General features: G+C 64.4%; 16 protein-coding genes and 1 pseudogene. 10 read left to right on the forward strand and 7 right to left on the reverse strand.

The window, feature by feature from the left end; all coding sequences use genetic code 11:
- The first annotated feature begins 21 nt into the window (after positions 1-21).
- From CCR79_RS13405 to CCR79_RS13440, 8 genes are all read left to right on the forward strand, one after another.
- Entirely contained in the window at positions 22-435 is a 414-nt protein-coding gene (locus tag CCR79_RS13405) for a TIGR03745 family integrating conjugative element membrane protein (RefSeq protein ID WP_201174096.1), read from the forward strand.
- Positions 436-444: 9 nt separating this feature from the next.
- Entirely contained in the window at positions 445-804 is a 360-nt protein-coding gene (locus CCR79_RS13410) for a TIGR03750 family conjugal transfer protein (RefSeq protein WP_242510953.1), read from the forward strand.
- Positions 801-1433: a PFL_4703 family integrating conjugative element protein gene (locus CCR79_RS13415; protein WP_201174099.1), complete on the forward strand. Its 633-nt coding sequence runs from the start codon at positions 801-803 to the stop codon at positions 1431-1433. Before CCR79_RS13410 ends, CCR79_RS13415 begins: the two co-directional genes overlap by 4 nt.
- Positions 1434-1435: 2 nt before the next feature.
- Positions 1436-1837, forward strand: coding sequence for a TIGR03757 family integrating conjugative element protein (locus tag CCR79_RS13420; RefSeq protein WP_242510956.1), 402 nt, complete (start codon positions 1436-1438; stop codon positions 1835-1837).
- A 70-nt stretch (positions 1838-1907) separates the two neighbouring features.
- A complete protein-coding gene (locus tag CCR79_RS13425; RefSeq protein ID WP_345941505.1) occupies positions 1908-2876 on the forward strand; it encodes a TIGR03756 family integrating conjugative element protein in 969 nt (322 codons plus the stop codon).
- 17 nt (positions 2877-2893) lie between these two features.
- On the forward strand, positions 2894-4291 hold the full coding sequence (locus CCR79_RS13430) for an integrating conjugative element protein (protein ID WP_201174107.1): 1398 nt from the start codon (positions 2894-2896) through the stop codon (positions 4289-4291).
- Positions 4292-4300: 9 nt separating this feature from the next.
- On the forward strand, positions 4301-4621 hold the full coding sequence (locus CCR79_RS13435) for a histidine kinase (RefSeq protein WP_201174109.1): 321 nt from the start codon (positions 4301-4303) through the stop codon (positions 4619-4621).
- A complete protein-coding gene (locus CCR79_RS13440) occupies positions 4618-6204 on the forward strand; it encodes a conjugal transfer protein TraG N-terminal domain-containing protein (RefSeq protein ID WP_201174117.1) in 1587 nt (528 codons plus the stop codon). Before CCR79_RS13435 ends, CCR79_RS13440 begins: the two co-directional genes overlap by 4 nt.
- Here the strand turns inward: CCR79_RS13440 and CCR79_RS13445 are convergent.
- On the reverse strand, positions 6201-6554 hold the full coding sequence (locus CCR79_RS13445) for a hypothetical protein (protein WP_201174119.1): 354 nt from the start codon (positions 6552-6554) through the stop codon (positions 6201-6203). The genes CCR79_RS13440 and CCR79_RS13445 overlap by 4 nt on opposite strands.
- 60 nt (positions 6555-6614) lie before the next feature.
- Positions 6615-7016, reverse strand: a complete 402-nt coding sequence (locus CCR79_RS13965; protein ID WP_430654673.1) for a WGR domain-containing protein — start codon at positions 7014-7016, stop codon at positions 6615-6617.
- 108 nt (positions 7017-7124) lie between these two features.
- Here CCR79_RS13965 and CCR79_RS13455 point away from each other — a divergent pair, with 108 nt between their 5' ends.
- Positions 7125-7691: a recombinase family protein gene (locus CCR79_RS13455; protein WP_201174125.1), complete on the forward strand. Its 567-nt coding sequence runs from the start codon at positions 7125-7127 to the stop codon at positions 7689-7691.
- A gap of 32 nt (positions 7692-7723) precedes the next feature.
- Here the strand turns inward: CCR79_RS13455 and CCR79_RS13855 are convergent.
- Both CCR79_RS13855 and CCR79_RS13465 read right to left on the reverse strand, forming a co-directional pair.
- A pseudogene (locus tag CCR79_RS13855) lies at positions 7724-7858 on the reverse strand (helix-turn-helix domain-containing protein); the annotation flags it as partial.
- 222 nt (positions 7859-8080) lie between these two features.
- Positions 8081-12916, reverse strand: a complete 4836-nt coding sequence (locus CCR79_RS13465) for a DEAD/DEAH box helicase (protein ID WP_201174127.1) — start codon at positions 12914-12916, stop codon at positions 8081-8083.
- Positions 12917-13130: 214 nt separating this feature from the next.
- On the opposite strand from CCR79_RS13465, the gene CCR79_RS13470 reads away from it, so the two are divergent.
- Positions 13131-14147, forward strand: coding sequence for a restriction endonuclease (locus CCR79_RS13470; protein WP_242510954.1), 1017 nt, complete (start codon positions 13131-13133; stop codon positions 14145-14147).
- 98 nt (positions 14148-14245) lie between these two features.
- Here the strand turns inward: CCR79_RS13470 and CCR79_RS13475 are convergent, their stop codons facing one another.
- The 3 genes from CCR79_RS13475 to CCR79_RS13485 are packed head-to-tail and all read right to left on the reverse strand — an operon-like array spanning position 14246 to position 17573.
- Positions 14246-14980: a TIGR03747 family integrating conjugative element membrane protein gene (locus CCR79_RS13475; protein WP_201174129.1), complete on the reverse strand. Its 735-nt coding sequence runs from the start codon at positions 14978-14980 to the stop codon at positions 14246-14248.
- Positions 14980-17049 carry a type IV conjugative transfer system coupling protein TraD gene (traD, locus tag CCR79_RS13480; protein ID WP_201174130.1) on the reverse strand — a complete coding sequence of 690 codons (2070 nt, stop codon included), beginning with the start codon at positions 17047-17049 and terminating at the stop codon, positions 14980-14982. The genes CCR79_RS13475 and traD overlap by 1 nt, the downstream gene beginning before the upstream one ends.
- Positions 17046-17573, reverse strand: a complete 528-nt coding sequence (locus CCR79_RS13485) for a PFL_4695 family integrating conjugative element protein (RefSeq protein ID WP_345941506.1) — start codon at positions 17571-17573, stop codon at positions 17046-17048. The genes traD and CCR79_RS13485 overlap by 4 nt, the downstream gene beginning before the upstream one ends.
- Positions 17574-17830 lie beyond the last annotated feature (257 nt).

The raw sequence follows: 17830 nt of genomic DNA on the forward strand, positions 1-17830 counted from the left end.
TTCCACTGAGGAGGACCAATCATGCCCGCACGCAGCACTTGGCAACGGACGAGAGACGCCACCCTCTCCCTCTTTCTGCTTGGTCCCGCTGGGGCCATGGCTCAGCAGGGGTCTTTGCCCTCCCCCGAGGACCCTGACCATGGCGCGGGGACGGCCGACGAGGACTGGCTCGCCACGATGGAGGGGTACCTGTTCGACGGTGCGGTTGTCCTGGCAACGGTCGTCAGCATTGCCGGCTTTGTCTGGGTGGCCTGGGCCGGCCTCACGAAGTTCAACGAGGCCCGCAATGGCCGGGCTGAGTGGGGCGAGGTCGGCCTGCTCGGCATTGCCGGTGGCGCTTTGCTGCTGGTGGTCACGTTCCTGCTGACGACGGCCACCGAGGACGTCATCGACGCCGGCATGACTTTCCACAACGCCATGCCAGCGGTGGCCTGAGGGTGGACCATGGTGGAGACCGCTGGCGAGCGCCGGATGATGGCGGAACGACTCAACGAGGAGCCCCCCGTGTTCCGGGGGTGCTCCTCCACCGAGCTCGTGGCCATCCTTGTCGCCGGAACCATCTTCTGGCTTCCGGTCGGCATCGCCATCGGCTGGCTATTCGGCCGCGCCATGATGGGCGTCGGGGGCGCCGCCATCATGGTGCTTGCCACGGTCTTCATCGCGGCCACGGTCTTCCAAAAGATCAAGAAGGGTCGGCCCACCGGCTACTACCAACAGCGCTGCCGGCTGGCCCTGCATAGAGCTGGCTTGATGCGCGCGCCGCTCATTCTAAGAAGCGGCACCTGGGACGTGGGGCGCCGATGAGACACCGCAAAGAGATCGACACCTGCTGGGCGCACGTTCGGACACTCCGGGTCTTGGCCGCGGGGCTGGCCCTGGCATGTGCCGGCCTGTGGTGGGGGTGGCATACCGCGCCCGAGGATATTCGGGTCCATCAGACCCCGGAGCTGCGCACGGGCGGGGTGATGGAGGCCGGCGAGATCCCGGAGCCGGTCGTCTATACCTTCACCTTCTATATCTGGCAGCAGCTCTGGCGCTGGGAAGACGACGGCGCCGACGAGTACCCCGAGAATATCTGGCGGCTGCAAAGCTACATGACTCCCCGTTTCCTCCAGGTCCAGGAGGCAGACCTGGAGCGACGCGCCCAGAGCGGCGAGCTCGATAATCGATCCCGCTACATCCGCGAGATCCCGGGCGCCCGCTTTGAGCCTGCGCGAGTGGAGCGCCTCGGCGATGACACCTGGCAGGTCTTCCTCGACGTCGAGATCCAGGAGTACATCGATGGCGAGCTCGTCAAGGACATTGAGGTGCGCTACCCGCTGCGCGTAGTCCGCTTCGAGGTTGACCCCGAGGGCAACCCCTGGGGGCTGGCCCTGGACGGGTACACCGGCGAGCCGGAGCGCCTGGAGACCCATGTGGAGGAGGAGTCTTGACGATGTTGCGGCGCCTCCCGCCACTACTCCTGATCGCTCTCGTGGCACCCGCCGGCGCTGCCGCCGAGCGCGTCGAGGTCTTCGTCGCGGGCGAGACGCATACGCCGCAGGCCGCCCCGTCGGACGTCACGATCTATCGCGTGGATAAAGCCCAGGAGCGCATCAGCGCTCTTGAGGCGCGGCTGCCCGACGACCCCGATGAGGCGCTGCGAACGGCACGGCGCCTGGTGGATGGCCCGGAGGAGGAGCGGCTGGGGGAAGCGCTGCGCGCTGTAGCGCTTGCGATCGGCCTGGGAATCGAACAGGTCCCGGCTGTCGTGTTCGACCGCACGACCGTCGTCTACGGCGTCGCGGATCCGGACGAGGCCCGTCAGCACCTACAGGAGGCTATCGATGACCCTTAGATCGACAGCCCGGCCTGCCTGCTTTGCAGCCGCTCTCATGGTAGGCCTTGTCCCGGCCGCGAGGGCGGAGGTGAACACCATCGACATCACCCAGGACACGCTAAGCGCGCTCCCATCCTGTCTCGATTTCCGTCTCGAGGGGGTGTGCTTTTGGCTCCGCTGCAGCTGGACTGGCTGCTCGATCCGCACCTCGATCCGACTCGGTCACTATATCCCCGACCTCGTGATCTCGGCCTATCACGAGGCCGCAGAAAACCCGTGGCGGGAGATCCGTAAGACGCTTGGGCACGCCCAGGAGCTCGCCTTGGAGCAAGGTTTCGCTGCGCTGATCGATTACGACCCCGGTGAAGGCGCGCAACATGACTCCAGACCCGCCCGGAACCACGCCACGGTGACCTACAAAGAGGCCGACGCGATCGGCCACCCAGCAGCAGACATCGTAGAAGATATACCGCTACCCGAAGGCCCCTGCCCCTCCGCGGCCGACATGATGACGCCCTACTACCAGTCGGCGATCGACGCCGTCGAATGGCGGCTGGGCGTTGTCGAGTTCGTCACCAATGCCCACAGGTCCTTTCCGGGCGTCGAGGAGCTGAGCGAAGACGGTACCTGGGGCCTGCAGACCTGGGGCGGCGTCTACCCGCGGGTGGGGCAGACACCACAGCCGGAAGACGCCAAGGCCGCCGGCATAGCCGCCTTCCGGGCCGGGCATATCGTAACCCGCTCAGGCGAACCAGGGCGCGTCTACGACCACCTCTCCAGTGGCGGCACAACCTCCACAGCGGGCTATCGCGTGTGGCTGCCGGATCCGCTCGAGCCGGGCGATGCGGAGACCGGCACGTTCCAGATGCACCATCCGCGCTCGGAGAGTTCCTGCGAGATTCTCGGCGTCGATGACCGCTTCGACGGGCTCGACGGCTGGGCCGGGGGAACATCCTCGTCACGCACCGATCTGGACGGCGACTACGTCTGGACGATGTGGCGGCGGTATTCCTGCTGTGAGCGCGAGGGAGCCTTCATCACCTCCGTGAGCTGGTAACAAGGGGACAGTCAGCCATGCGTCGAGCAGCAAGCCTTGCAGTCATCGCGTTAGCGGCGCCGGCCGCTGTGCTCGCCAACGAGCCTCTCACACCACCGGAGGACGACGGCGTTTGGTACTACGAGATCGGTGGGGCCGAGCCGTGGAATCCTCCCCTGCAACCCAACCTCACGACCCTGGACCTGAGCTTCGGGTCTCACCTGAGCGCGGGCTACTCCTGCGGTGAGTTCGACCCGGTTACCACCGTGCGCAATCAGCTCCAGGAGGTGGCCGACGGGGCGGATGCCATGGTCGATGAAATGGTGGACGCGGCCAATGCCGCTGTTGCGTCCCTGCCAGCGCTCGTGCTCCAACGAGCCCACCCCGGCCTCTACGACCTCATGCAGAACACGCTCCTGCGCGCTGAGGAGACCCTCGAGCTCGCCACCAAGAGCTGTGAGCAGATTGAGCAGGAGCTCGCCGAGGGTGAGACCAACCCATACTCCGACCTGGTGACCCTGTCGAAGGGCGACGAGTGGCAGATGCAGATGGGGGTCGAGGACGACATCGTCCGGGCGGAGGAGCATGTCGAGGAGAACGCCGCAGACAGCGGCCTGATCTGGTACGACGGCACCCCCGGCAGCGGCGGGGAACGCCGCGGCGGCGAGGGCCAGCCTCCAGTCGAGCCCGTCAGCGATGCACTGGACGCGGGCTACCAGACCATCATGCAAGGAGCCCCGGCCGGTGACGACACACGCATGGAGGTAATCTGGGAGCCCGAGCCGGGGAACACGACCATAGACCAGATTGAGGAGTGGACCGTCGGCGACCCGGACACAGGCGAGCCTGGTGTGCTGGGGGATTCCAAGCTATGGATCGGTGAGGGTGAACAGAGCGAGTCCGTGCCCGGACACGGGATCGTGCCCCAGCTCGATAGCGAACGCGAAAGCGTGCAAGACGACATGGCCGAGCTCCTGCAGGCCATGGAGGATGACGCCCTCACCGAGGACCACCTCGACGACCTACAGGCACCGGGAGTCGGCTTCACCCCGCAGCTCGCGCAAGCCCTCGACGAAATGCCCTCGCAGGAACGTCAGCTGGCCGCCGGGCGCCTGGCCCAGGAGATCAGCATGGCGCGGACCATGGAGCGCGCCCTGTCGGTACGCCGGATGCTACTCACTGGTCGCGTTGAGCCAACGATCGCACGCACCGGCCCGGCACAGGACGAGATCGACGACGCCCTGGACGAGCTCGACGAGGAGATCGAGAACCTGATGCTGGAGATCGAGGCCCGCCGGGCGGTCGTCTCGCACACCTCTGAGCATTTGCTCCAGGAGGGCCAACGTCGGCGTGACGCCTCTCGGGGCGCCATTGCTCCGACGCCGGTGCCGGAGCAACGCATCCGCGACGGCATCCCTGAGGAACTCGACGATTAGGGGACGGCCATGCTGCGCACCTGGCTAGGACTGGCCCTCCTATTTGCGGTGGCGATCTTCGGCACCCTGCTCTGGTATGCCGTGGAGCCAGCCGCCGTAATCGAGCAACGACTCGCCCAGCTCGAAGGGGCGCTCACCCTCTGGCGTCTTGGCCTGATCGCTGCGGTCGTTGCGGTCTGGCCTTACGCCGTCGAGTTCCTTGGAAGCCACCTGACGCCGCAACAGCGGCTGCACCTGCACGACGCCCGCTGGCAGGTGGCCCTGTGGCTGTTGCTCCTGGAGGCCCTGCTCGGCCAGGACCTGATACCCCGGCTGGTGAGGCTGCTATGAACGTCCAGCATCCGCTCGAAGCCTTCACCCTCGTATTCGCGTGGATGCAGTACGAGACGATCTGGGAGATTCTGACGGGAACCGGGATCGCCTACATCCCGTTCCTCGTCTTTCTCGTCCAGGCGTTCTCCGATGCCTACACGGGCATGGAGGCGAAGGCCGGAGCGAAGCGCAGTGTCCACGCCATGGAGCTGCGCATCGTCATGGCGTTCTCCGTCGTGGTGCTGGCAGCGCAGCCGATGATCGAACTCCAGACCTCGGTGCTCGAGCACGAAGACCCTTGTGCGGGGGAAACAGCGGGTCCGGACATCCCGGACCCGGAGGATACGCCCTACCACGACGTCTTCGACCAGCACCTGTCCCCGGCGCAGGTGCCGCCGTGGTGGTACGGGACACTGGCGATCGGCAGCGGCATCACGGGAGCAGCCATCGACGGACTCAACTGCCCCGAGGATTACGTTCAGACCCGGCTCGACTTCGACCGGCAGCGGATCAACGACGAGCAGGTGGCCGCCGAGGTCGAGCAGTTCGTCGAGGACTGCTTCATTCCGGCACGCTCGCGTTATCAGCGTGAGCGTCCGGATGTGGACCCGCTTCTCGATCAGCATGGAGAGGACGATCCGCAGTACATCGGATCCTACGTCTACCTGAACACCTACTATCAGCGCTACCAGGCATCAAGGCCGGTTGAGGGCTGGGACTACGAGGAGCAGCGCAGCGGCGCCTACTACGACGACAACCACCCTCCTCCGCATGGCCGGCCCTATTGCCACGAGTGGTGGACCGGCAACGCCGACGTCGGCCTCGATGGCCCCGGCTTGCGCGAACGGATCCTCGAGCAGATGGAGCCGGGATTCTGGGATCGGCTCCACGAGGTGTGGGCAGCCTTCACTGACGGAACCGCTGACGAAACCGAGCAGTACGAGGTCGAGGATGCGATGATCCAGCGGATCATCCAGAACGAGGCGAGCAGCGCGCCGATCGCTTCCGCCGACCTGGTCGCGACCGACGAAACCGCTGGGCAGGGCCTGCACGAGCGGGTCTTCTCGACCGTCGCGGTCGGGCTGGGCACAGCCTGGTACGACACGGTCGAGCATGGACCGATGATGTACACGATCCGCTCCGTCGCGCCTATGATCCAGGCCTTCCTGCTCATGGGCATCATCATGTTGCTGCCCTTCCTGCTGATCATCTCCCTCTACAGCTGGCAGACCGTGTTCGTCGCGACCTTCGGGATCGTGCTGATCAAGGTGTGGGACTACCTGTGGTCCGTCTCGATCTGGCTCGAGGAGAACATGGTACGGGCCATGCACCCTGACACGCTCTCCTACCTCGCGGCGAGCAACGTCGGCAACCTCCTCAGCCCCGACGGCGGAACCCAGGGGACGATGCTTATGATCATCACCGGGCTCCTGCACATCGGGTTGCCGCTGGTCTTCACCTCGCTCATGGGCTGGGGCGGGTATAAGGCTGTGTCTTATCTCAGCAATGCAGGGGCCGTTGGTACCACGTCACTCCAGAGTGCAGGCCAACGTAGCGGCCAATCAGCCATCAACGAGGGAAGAAAACACACTAGAGCCTAGTGCCATCTATCCATATATTCCCGTTCCTCAGGCGGAGGAATTGGTTGCCCATAGTTAATGTAATTCGTCATGTGGCGGGAATCGATTTCACCGAATTCTTCAGAGGGCAGAGGCATCGATTGAGTATGTTCCGCAGGAGCACCACCTCTCGCGCGTGAAGCCTCAACGGCCCCTGCGACGAGCATCGGGATCACCTTCAGCATGGACACGAGGGCGACCGAGACCAGGTGCGGAAGTCCACGCACCCAGCGCCGGAGACCACGACGGAGCCCTTGGTGGTAGATCCCGACCCCCAGCTGGACCAGGAGCCAGAGCATGAAGATCAGCGCGACGAACATGATGAGTTCCATGGCACACCTCCTCGGCGCGGCACACCCACGCCACCCTCTTGTCATTGCCGACTAGGCCTGTCACCCCGCTTGGCGGCTATACCCTCGCCTGACCTTCTGGGCCACGGTCTTTTCCAGAGCGCGCCGCGCCCTTTCGGGGTCCTCGTAGGGCTCTACCCGGCACTGGCCGCCACGAGCCCCAATCCTTCCCCAGAAGCGCACGAGCCGGGCCGGGGCGAACAAATCCGCTTCTACCCAGACAGAGTAGAAGCGCCAGACGTCCGTCTCAGCATCGACACGGACCAGATTCACGCCATCACGGTTCACACCCCCCTCCCCTCGCAATCTGTTACGCCGTAACGGCCCCACGGGCCGCCACCTACGATGGGTCATTGCCGCTACCCGGTCCGGTGGCCGAGACCTGCCCAACCGCGCAGTGTAGGCCAGCGTTAAGGCGTTTGGTACCATCAATAGGGGGATCATATAACACCTGGGATCAACAAACGATACCCCTGTATTGTTGATACCCGACAGCGCAGGAACCCGGCAGGGGTCACGTAACGGTCCTTTTATGATGCCAGGAGGTCGCTAGTGCGCACGTTCGCCTATTGCCGCGTAAGCACCGTCGAGCAGAACCCCGAGAACCAGATCGGAGCTATCCGCCAAGCGGGCTACGAGATCCAGGATCACCGGGTAGTCGTCGAGCACGTCAGCGGCAGCGTAGAAGCCCGCAAGCGGCCAGAATTCCGTCGGCTGGTCGACGACAAGCTAGAGCCCGGAGACCGCCTCATCGTGCTCAAGCTAGACCGCCTCGGCCGCGACGCCATCGATGTACAGCAGACCATTGAAGCCCTGCATGCGCGCCAGCTATCCGTGGTCTCCCTCGATCTCCCGACCCCGGATCTAACGAGCGCTAACGGCAAGCTTATCCTGCAGATGTTCGCTGCCTTCGCGGAGTTCGAGCGCAATAGGATTCGAGAGCGCACGGCCGAGGGACTCGAGCGAGCTCGGCGAGAGGGCCGACGCCCGGGGCGACCGCGGGCGACAGACACGACCGCCGCCGTCCAAAGACTCAAGCTGCGTGGGTACTCGCAACGCCAAGTAGCGCGAGAGCTCGGCAAGGGCCTAGCAACCGTTAAGCGGCACTGGCACGTCTAAACGCCCGGCTCCTTCCGCTCAGCGGCGATCGCCTCCGCCGGCCGCGCCAGGTACTTGCGCACTGTGTTCCGGGCTACCCCCAGCTCCCGGGCGATGGCGCGGATCGACAGTCCTCGACCTTCGTCGTAGAGCGTTTTGATCTTGTGAATCACGACCCACTCCTTCACAGCTCCCGTCTCCACCGCTCAGTTCGGCAGCCGACGGTATGGTCATTCGTGGCCAGGGGCCACCCGAGGGTGGGTCAATTTTCTTGGCCAGCCGTGGGTCAGTTTACGGGGCCGCTAACAGCGGGGAGCAGGCAAAGTACATGCTGGTGCTCACCCCCCCGGCCGCTTGGGGCTTGGGAGCTCTCGTAGACCGAAGGCGGGCCACGAGGCTGTCCGATCCGGTCACTTGTCCAATCTAGCCTCATTCAACGGCGGCAGGCTCCGCACGATCCGCACCGTCTCCAGGCTTACCCGGACGAGCCGCTTGATCAGATCGACGATATACCGAGGATCATCCGAGTACTCGTTCGGGTCGTTCACGTTGCCGGTCTTCTTGTCCTTCGAGACCTGGTAGCGCTCCATGACCCACTCGATCGCCGATTTGCCGTTGACCTGGTACTCGTATGCCTCCAGAGGGATACCGCGCAGGGTCAGCTGCTCGTTGTAGATGATCGCGGACTTGTCCTTCTGCCGTCCGGAGCTGGCAAAGCGCATCTTGTAGACCCGGTAGTCATCATCGTCCAGCGACAGCCGCTTGTGCTCTTCCTCCAGGGGGTAGGGCTCGACCGTCTCGTATTTCAGGTGTAGATCCGCAAGGTTTCGTCCAGCACGGGCGAACGCACAGAAGTCCTCGGCCAGGGGGATCCGCGGCAGCCCACGGCGGAGGTTGTTGCGGAAACGCTCACGGTACTCTTCGGAATGGAGCACGCCGTAGACGTACCAGAATATGTCGTCCTTGGCGATCGAGTCATCCGCGTAGTGGTCTTGGAAGATCCGCAGCGCCTCGTCGGTGATCGCATCCCGCCGGATGTAACCGTGCTCGTCTGGCGTCTCGGCCGGATCGTCGAGCAGGCCGGCGGTCTGGCCCGGCTGATCTCCGACATACTCGTACCAGTAGCGGGGGAAGCACTGGCTGGAGTCGATCATGTGCAGGTTGGGCACGCAGTCGGTGACCAAGGTCGAAAACGGCTTCGACGCCCCTGTTCCCGTGACGGCGATGACATAGTTCCCATGCTCCCGAGTCGGGAAGAAGTGGGGCATCTGGTAGACGCAGTTATTGAAGTGCCGGTCGAAGTAGTAAGCGCTCTTGGCGAAGGGGCGATACACCGCTGTAAAAGAGAAGGCCTCTCGGAACTCGGCGCGCTGCTCGCGCATCGCCCGCTGGAATAGCTCCCGGTCCCATCCAATCCTTGATGGATCTGTATCCACCAGCCGCTTGACCTCCTCGACGGAGTTAGCCCCACCGGCCTCTCGAAGAGCCTCCACCTCTCCGTTGTAGCCGTCGATCATCTCAGTCATGTTTTCCCGCAAGGCCTCGCGGGAGAAGTTGTAGACCCAGGCGTCCCGACCACTCATGACCCCACGAGAGTAGATCCCAAAAACCGCTGTCCCTTCCCGCTCCTTCTTCCGGCCGATGGCCAGGAATTCATCGAACGCCGGGTCGCTCTGGTTGATCCACTCCCCTCTCGGACTGGGCGTGATCGGTGTGAGCGGGGTGGCCGTGATCTCCTGGAAGTGCTCCAGCGCCTCGAGCTTCTCCGTCCGGCTCAGATAGTCACCGATGTCGTGATAGAGGATGCGGCAGTCCCCTTGGTGGGTCAGATCCTTAACCAAAAGGACAATGGCGATAGTAGCCTTTGATCCTCCGCCTTGAGGCCCCGCATCAAAAATAACCCCTCCTTCCCGGTGTCGATCATCACCCGTGATCCGCTGATTGCCACGCAGATTCACCACATAGACATGGCTAAAATCATCCGCCAAACACCGGCGCACCCCCTCGGTGGCATTGCCGTCAATGAATCCTCCATTGGTGACGAAGGCGATTACCCCCTGATCGCCGATCCGGTCGGAGGCCCAACGGATAGCCCGGATGTAGCTGTCATAGAGGCTGTTGTTCAGCGTTGCCGATGACTGCGCAACGTAGGTCTCCCGGATCCGCTCGTCGAGTGCCGGATAGGGGCGATTGGCGTTGCCCTCATGCCCAGACGCTTGCCAAGCCGAGTAAGGCGGATTCCCCACAATGACCCGGATGTCACTCTCCCGCTGTTGCCGTGCGCGCTCGCTGTTCTCGGCAAGCCAGCGCTGCTCGCGTTCCCAGTCCCGGTTGCGTTCCTCGGCCATGTTGAAGGTGTCGGTGAGCACCATGCCCTCGAACGGGCGCTTCTCACCGGTCCACTCGTGGAACGTGGCCTCGATGTTGAGTGTGGCGATGTAGTAGGCGAGCAGGACAATCTCGTTGGCGTGCAGCTCCTCGGTGTACTTGCGCGAGAGCGTCTCGGCGTCCCCGAGTAGGCCGCTCTGGATCAGCCGGGTGACGAAGGTGCCCGTGCCGGCAAACGGCTCGAGAATCTCCACACCCTGGTCGGCCAGGCCGCGGTTGAAGTGCGTTCGCAGGATGGCGTCCGCCGATCGGTTGATGAAATCCACGACCTCCACGGGCGTGTAGACGATCCCCAAGCGGTCGGACAGCGCCGGGAAGGCGTTTTGGAAAAACGTGTCATAGAGGTTGCGGATCACCTCCTGGCGTGACTTGTCACTCTGCGCGTACTGCACGCGCTCACGGATGACCGCGTAGAAGCGCTCCAGCTCATCCGTCTCGCTGCTGACCGCATACTCGTCAAGCGCCTCGAGAAGTGCCTCCATGCCCCGCGAGATCGGGTTGTCCTTGGTGAACGAGGACTCCGCGAACAACGCCTCGAACACCGGCCGAGTGACCACGTGCTGCGCGAGCATCTCGATCGCCTCGTCCTCGCGGACGTTCGGGTTCGTGTTCGCGCGCACTTCCTTGAGGAACGCCTCAAAGGCCTCCCGGGTCTCCCCGCTGTCCGTGAGCCTCCGGATCCGCTCCGTGACCCGGCGGGCAATGTCTGCGACCTGCTTCGCCCATTGGCTCCAGTACTCTCGATCGCCGAGCTTCTTGGGGATGGCCGCGTAGACGGCTTCCGAAATCTGGCCGACCGGCAGATCGGGGAAATCGAGGGTAAGCTGCTCCCCCCGGCTTCTGGAGCCCTCACCTTCACCTTCCTCGCCTTCGCCCCCTACGACATTGACCTTCCGGCGGAACTCGGCCTCATCCACCAGGGACTCATCGTGGGCGCGCAGCGCCTTGATGACCTTCCAGATACCGCGGAAGCGGGGATCACTCTCCAGGTAGGCGTTGTAGTTCTGGACCTGCGTGGCCGGGATGGCCACTGGCAGGATGATGTAGCCGTACTGCTTGCCGGGCGCCTTGCGCATGACCCGACCGACCGACTGGACGATGTCCACGATCGAATCGCGGGTATCGAAGAAGACCACGGCGTCGAGCGCCGGCACATCGACACCCTCGGAGAGGCAGCGCGCGTTCGACAGGATCCGGCACGAGGTATCTTCCGAGGCCTCTTTCAGCCACTCCAGCTCCACCTGGCGCTGATAGGCGTTCATCGTGCCGTCGACGTGGCGCAGCTCGCAGGGGACCAGGCCCTGCTGATGCGTCTCCGGGAGGGCGTCCCGGTACAGCTCCGCCATGCAGCTGAACGCCTCGGTCGTCTGCTTCGAGGCCTTAATCGACTGCGAGAACGCGACGGCGCGCTGCATCGGGTGCGTATCTTCGGTGACCGCCTCCTGTTCCCCATGCTCATCGACCGCCACCAAGCCACGCTTCGAGAGCCCCTTCCAGGCCCCGATCATTCGGGTGGCAAAATTGATGTCGATGGCCTTCTTGTCGTCGAGCTTGTACGTCTGGTTGTAGGCGTTGGCCAGCGAGGCCATCGTCTCTTCCTGAACGGCGACGATGAGCACCTTGTAGTCGGTCAGCAGATCGCGCGCGACCGCCTTGCCAAAGCTCAGCCGATGGAACTCCGGCCCGAAAGTGGCCTCGTCATCCATCGAGAAGATCGCCGCATCCTTCTCCTCAGCCTTGCTCTTTGACTGCTCCGCGAAGATCCGCGGGGTAGCCGTCATGTACAGCCGGCGATGAGCGGCGAGCTTGTCGTTGTCGTGGACCTTTACGAAATCGGAGGGATTTTCCTCCGGCAATGTCAGCCCGGTGGTCCGATGGGCCTCATCGCAAATGACCAGATCGAAGGCCCCCAGGCCCTGACTCTGGGCATCCGCAACCACCTGGATGGACTGATAGGTGGCAAAGACGACCGTCCGCCGATCCGTCGTCCCCTCGCTGCCATGCAGCGCGAGTTTCCGCGAGTCGGTGGTGGCCGGGTATGCCAGATCGTGGACGGGGAGATCCTCGGCGTCCTTGCTGACCTTGGTGTCCGAGCAGGCGACCAGTGCGCGCAGCGGCACGCGTGCCTGAGCGGTCCATTCGCGTAGCGTCTGGCCGACGAGGGAGATCGACGGGGCGAGGAAGAGGATGCGGCCACCCTCCGGAACCATCTCCTCCGCAAGGCGAAGCGAGGTAAAAGTCTTCCCGGTCCCGCAGGCCATGATGAGCTTGCCGCGCTCATGCTGCTCGAACCCGCGCAGACAGTCTTCCAATGCTTCCTTCTGGTGGGGGCGGACCTCATTCTTGGGCCGCAGACGCAGGTCTTGGGGACGGTCTAACTGGAACGCAGTCCAGTCGATCGGGCTCTCCGCAAGATCCTTGAAGAACAGCCGCTTGACCGGGATCGTCTGATCGGTGAGCGCTTCCTCGGCCTTCTTGCTCCAGTGCTCCGTCGTGGTGACGATCAGCCGATGCGCGAAGTGGTGCTCGCCCTCGTCAGTGGCGAACCGCTTCCCGGAAGCTGTGAAAAACGAGTCGATGTCCGACTTCTGGATTGCCGTGTCGGGGTCGAAGAACTTGCACTGGATCGCCCAGTAGTCGCCGGTAGCCTGCTCGCGTGCTACGAGGTCGATGCCAGCGTCAGCGCCGATCCGGGCGGGCCACTCCTCCCAGAGCCAGACCTGGTCGAAGAGGTCGGCATACTTCGGGTCCTTCATCAGGTAGTTGGCGACCAGGCGCTCGAACAGACCCCCTTTTTCCCGCTCGCTCTGCGCCCGCTCACGGAATCGCTCGAGGACCTCATCGACTGTGGTCGTCATCGCATCCTTCCCGTTTGTGTTGTTTGCTTCCAGCAGCTTTCGCGGCAGTATGCACGAGACTCATAGCCGGAGATAAGGCCCCAAAAGACACCATGGCTCTGGATCCTGACCGGGATGAGCACCAGCGCCGCGATAGGCTCGCTCGACTCGGAACACCCGGCCGCTTGCCGGGCATCCGCAGCGGCCAATGCGCCAAGCAACCAGGGAGAAGTTGATGAACACCGACGAGACCACCGGATGGATGGTGCGGGCTGCGACCGGGGGCCGGTTGGCCGATGAGTTCTGGGATAAGGCGGTCGTCGCCATTGGCTGGGAAGAGCTGGGCGACCTCTCCACCCTGGGTACAAAAGAGGCTGTGCTCGCCAAGGCCCGGGAGATTCACCCGGAGGCTCCCGAGGGTCGGATAAAGACGGCTGTGAGCCAACAACTGCGCTTCCGAGACGAGGTCGCGGCCGGAGACCGCGTAGTCACTTATGACTCCGGTCGCCGGCAATATCATGTGGGTACCATCGCCGGGCCGTATCAGCACGACCCGGAGCGCATTCCACCCTGTGAGCACGTTCGAGCCGTGGAATGGGAAGGAAGCGTCTCTAGGGATGACCTGTCGCAACCGGCAAGGAACACCCTGGGGTCGACGCTCACACTGTTCCGACTGCCCCCGGAGGTTCTCAGTGAGATCGAGCACCTGCTGCACGGCGAGCAAGTGCCCGCAATGGAGGGCGCACTCCAAGATGCGGAAGCTGAGGAAGACGAGCTGGCCCGGCTGCAGCGATACCGGCAGGAGGCGTTCGAGATCGTTAAGGATCGGGTAATCCGCCTGGGGCACGAGGAGATGGAAGAGCTCGTGGCAGGGTTGCTGCGAGCAATGGGCTACAGAGCCAGTCTCAGCCCCCAGGGTCCGGACCGTGGCGTGGATGTATTGGCGTCTCCGGACGGCTTTGGCTTCGAGTCACCACGTATCGTTGCGCAAGTGAAGCATCGCCCGAAGTCTACGATTGGCGCCGCGGAAATACGCGACTTCCTCGGAGGGCGACATGCGGACGACAAGGGGCTATATGTCAGCACAGGAGGCTTCACCCGCGAGGCTCAGTACGAAGCAGAGCGAGCGAAGATCCCGCTGTTCCTCATGGACCTCAACGGGTTGGTACAAACGCTTATGGAGCACTACGAAGGAGCGGATGCTGATACACGTACGCTCTTGCCTCTAACCCGGCTTTACTGGCCACTTTGATGCCCCTTAAGACCCACTGATCAACGGCCACCCTGCATCCGCGGCTTAGACACAAGCGATGTCAATGGACCCGCCTCGAACTGGGCCCACTCCTCTGACTAGAGGTACTTCTTGAAGGTGCTTGCGGCCACCATGACGGCCAACGCATTGAGGGCAGCGAATGGGAAGATGATCCATGCCGGATGCACCGCAACCGGCATGGCGAGGTAGATCACCCACGCCAGGATCACGGTCGGCACGAGCATCCGCTTGGCATGGTGGTAGACGAAGGCGCTCTCGCGGCCACCACCCCAACGGCGCAGATCCCGTTGCACGAGACCATCGACCAGGGCCACGAGGGCGAACAGAAAGAACACCGGCATGGCGAGAGTCAGCACGGCCAAGCGCACCGCGAAGACCTGGGTGATGGTCAGTGCCGACAGGACGTAGGGCTCCACCACATCGTAGCCGCTGCGCAAAGCGGCCTGGACACGCCCACCCTGTGGATCCGGCGGCTCGGCGAGCCAGGCCAGGACGTGCTCGAGCCCGGTGAGCTCGACCAGGCCGCGGTAGGTGGCCTCGGCGAAGCCCTGGGCATAGCCAGCCGGGTCATCGGTGAGCAGCGCGCGCCCGTAGTCGCTATCCAGGTGCTCGATCTCGGCGGCCAGCATATTCCGGCTATGCTGAACGCCGGCCTCCTGCCAGACCCACGTCTGCCCGACCCACTCGGCGAGAATCGAGAAGCCGAGGGCCACGAGGAGCCACAGGGCGAACGAACCGACCCCGCCGAATAGCGACCCGACCCACCCCGATTTCGATTTCTGCGGCGTGCTTTGGGTCCTCGTGGCGACCATCACTGCCCCTCCTGTACCAAGGGGATCGGCTCCGGACGCATCAGGTCTTCGCCGGTGTTGTAGGACTCGTCCATGCGCTCGGCGATCTCGGCGATATGCTCTGGCATGGCGGGGTCATTGCCGGGCTGAGGCAGCGGCATCCGGATCTTGTAGAGCTGGCCGCCGTTGAGTAGCGCGAAGGCCTGGCCCTTGGGCAGGGCAAGGACATCGGCCGGGGTGAGCATCGGCGTCTTCTCGACGCTGAGACGGTCCTCATTGCGGGAGGTGAACTGCTCGCTCGCCTCGGTATCGGCCGAGTCGTTGACGCCACTGACCTCCATGAGTGTGTTGATGCGCACCTCCGGAAGCTGCGCGGTGAGCATTTCGGCGGTGGCGTACTCCTTCACCCGGAGCATGATCAGCGTATTGAAGTTACCCGCGACCTGCCCAGATTTGGGCTTCGAGCCCAAGCGGGCCTCAACGTCGCTCCAGGTCTGGGTGTACGCCGTGACCTGGAAGCCGCTGCCGCCGGCCTTGTTGAGCATCGGGACGAACTCGTCGCCGATAAGCTCGTTGAACTCGTCAGCGTGGATATTGACAACCGGCATCCCGCTTCGCCGCTCCGGCATGCCGACGTCCTGGCCGTGCTTGTAGATTTGCCCGGCGACCGAGCACAGGTCGGCGAACATGGCATTGCCAACCGCCGCGGCCACCTCGGTATCCGCGAGGGCGTCCAGCCCGACGTAGACCACCCCGCCGGTGCGGATAACCTCACGCCAGTCCAGGATCGGTCGCGGGTCGCTCGTGTCGCTGTAGTCCGGGGCAATGAGCTCGGCGCTCTTGCCGGTGGTCAGCTTCTCGAGCAGCGGCAGCAGGGAGGCCACGATCTTGTCGAAGTAGGTCTTGTCGTACTCGAAGGCCGAGCGCAGCCCGTCGGCGACCGGGTCACTCAGACTGCGATCCTTGGCATAGAGCACCAGGGCGACAGCCCGCGGGTCACGGCCCTGCATGTGCCGCGGGACCTTGCCGTCCTCCTCCTGTTGGCGCACCGCCTCGCGCCACCCCTCCGGGCCAACCTGACTGAGCCAGTGCTCGTAATACTCGACGAGCAGCGGCTCGATCTGCGAGACGTCGCGCAGAATCTGTCGGTAGTCGGGGCGCGTGCCCAGCGCCACCCGCGCCTGGGCGACGACGTTGACGAAACGCCAGGCGAACTCCCGGAACGCCGCCGAGTTGCCCTCGCTCGGCAGCGGCCGGGTGGTCCGGGTTGCCACCTCCGTGATCCGCCCGAACGAGCCCACCGCGTTGTAGCGCGCCGAGTGCTCCGGGTAGCCGAGGTGGAACATGAAAAACTGATCCTCCCGCCCGGCCCGGCAGGCCTCCGCGTAGACCCGCTTGAGGAGCTCGGCATCGCCCTTGGGGTCGAAGACGACGACGGTCTCCTGGCGTCGAATGTCCTGGGCGACGAGCAGCTCCTCGAGGCGGGTCTTGCCGACCCGTGTTGTGCCGAGAACGAGCGTATGCCCGACCCGCTCGCCCAGGTCCTGATAGACGTCGCGCTCATTCGGCTCCACGCCGTGCAACGCCGGCCGGCCGCCGACCGGCGGCAGCGGAGCGAGCGGGTTCCACCACGCACGCCGGCTCAGCAGCTTCGCTACGGCCTGGAGGATGGGCTTGTTCTCCCACTCGGCCTCGATGCGACGAGCCCACTCGTACACCGGGCCGGGCTCGATGTAGCGCTGCGCCTCGGGCTTGATCGTGTCCCAGAGCCGCTGCGTATGCTTCTGCGTCCAGCGAAAGCCCCGGCCCAGGTAGAGCCAGTTGCGCGCGACCGGGATCTGCCGGGACGTCATGCGGAACTCCGGCAGGGTCCGGAGGTTGCGCTGGTAGCGCAGGATCCACCACCCCTGATACCCCCGCGCGATCGCGACGGCACCAAACACCGCAGCGGCGCCCCAGGCCAGCTCCCGATTCATCATCAGCGCCCACGGCGCATAGGCGGCGATCACCGCCGCCATGCCGGCGGTGGCCGCCGAGTAGAGCTCCACCGGGGGACGCAGGAGCGCCTCAACCGGATGCTGCCCGCTCATTGCTTCGGCCCCTCCGGGGTCAGGATCACGGGGTAACGATCCACGCCGAAGTGCTCGGCGAAGCCGTCACCGGGGCCGACCTGGACCCAGATGCCGTCGGCGAGGTCGCGAACATGCTCCAGGTCTGCCCGATCCTTGGCCTCGACCAGGACACAAACCGCGCCCGCAGCCCGCAGGTCCTCGCGATGCTGCGCCAGCCACCTCAACGAGCCCTCATCGCGACCGATCAGGCACAAGGGGCGCGGGAGCTCGGCCATGCGCTCGCGATGCTTGCGCTCGACCCCCTCCTCCAGGCGCCCGAACTCCATGCGCTCGGTCTCGACAGGCAGCAGGCTCTGCGCCGCGTCGGTCACCTCCGGCTCGGGAGGATCCGGCATGGACAGCGGCTCCGGCTCGCAGCGCAGCGCCTCGAACGAGTCCTCAAAGCGCTCGATGTAGGGGTCAATCGACTCACCGCCGCCGGCGTCCACTTCAAGCTCAAAGGCCGCCGCTGAGCCCGCACAAGCGAGGCCCAGGGTGAGCACCAGCAACCAGCCCCCCGGCCACCGGCACCAGACTGGACAATCTTTGTTCACTCCAAAGCAAACCGCGGCATGGCCGCGATGGGCGCGCTCGCCTCCACAGACTTTTCCACAGCTTCTGTGGGAAACCGCTACGGACATCACAGACCTCCCTCCCTAGACCTGGACCCTGCCCTCTCGCCCGTCGTGCTTCGGGATATGCGGACCAATGACCACGAGCCAACGCCCGAACATAACCAACAGGCAGGTCGAGTAATTGC

It is taken from the genome of Halorhodospira halophila, from assembly GCF_016653405.1.
Lineage (GTDB): Bacteria > Pseudomonadota > Gammaproteobacteria > Nitrococcales > Halorhodospiraceae > Halorhodospira > Halorhodospira halophila_A.

Coding starts and splice junctions, on each gene's coding strand:
- traD (WP_201174130.1), bottom strand. CDS start 17,049: ATGAGCGGGCAGCATCCGGTTGAGGCGCTCCTGCGTCCCCCGGTGGAG.
- CCR79_RS13470 (WP_242510954.1), top strand. CDS start 13,131: ATGAACACCGACGAGACCACCGGATGGATGGTGCGGGCTGCGACCGGG.
- CCR79_RS13445 (WP_201174119.1), bottom strand. CDS start 6,554: ATGGAACTCATCATGTTCGTCGCGCTGATCTTCATGCTCTGGCTCCTG.
- CCR79_RS13475 (WP_201174129.1), bottom strand. CDS start 14,980: ATGGTCGCCACGAGGACCCAAAGCACGCCGCAGAAATCGAAATCGGGG.
- CCR79_RS13405 (WP_201174096.1), top strand. CDS start 22: ATGCCCGCACGCAGCACTTGGCAACGGACGAGAGACGCCACCCTCTCC.
- CCR79_RS13420 (WP_242510956.1), top strand. CDS start 1,436: ATGTTGCGGCGCCTCCCGCCACTACTCCTGATCGCTCTCGTGGCACCC.
- CCR79_RS13410 (WP_242510953.1), top strand. CDS start 445: ATGGTGGAGACCGCTGGCGAGCGCCGGATGATGGCGGAACGACTCAAC.
- CCR79_RS13435 (WP_201174109.1), top strand. CDS start 4,301: ATGCTGCGCACCTGGCTAGGACTGGCCCTCCTATTTGCGGTGGCGATC.
- CCR79_RS13440 (WP_201174117.1), top strand. CDS start 4,618: ATGAACGTCCAGCATCCGCTCGAAGCCTTCACCCTCGTATTCGCGTGG.
- CCR79_RS13465 (WP_201174127.1), bottom strand. CDS start 12,916: ATGACGACCACAGTCGATGAGGTCCTCGAGCGATTCCGTGAGCGGGCG.
- CCR79_RS13415 (WP_201174099.1), top strand. CDS start 801: ATGAGACACCGCAAAGAGATCGACACCTGCTGGGCGCACGTTCGGACA.
- CCR79_RS13965 (WP_430654673.1), bottom strand. CDS start 7,016: ATGATCCCCCTATTGATGGTACCAAACGCCTTAACGCTGGCCTACACT.
- CCR79_RS13430 (WP_201174107.1), top strand. CDS start 2,894: ATGCGTCGAGCAGCAAGCCTTGCAGTCATCGCGTTAGCGGCGCCGGCC.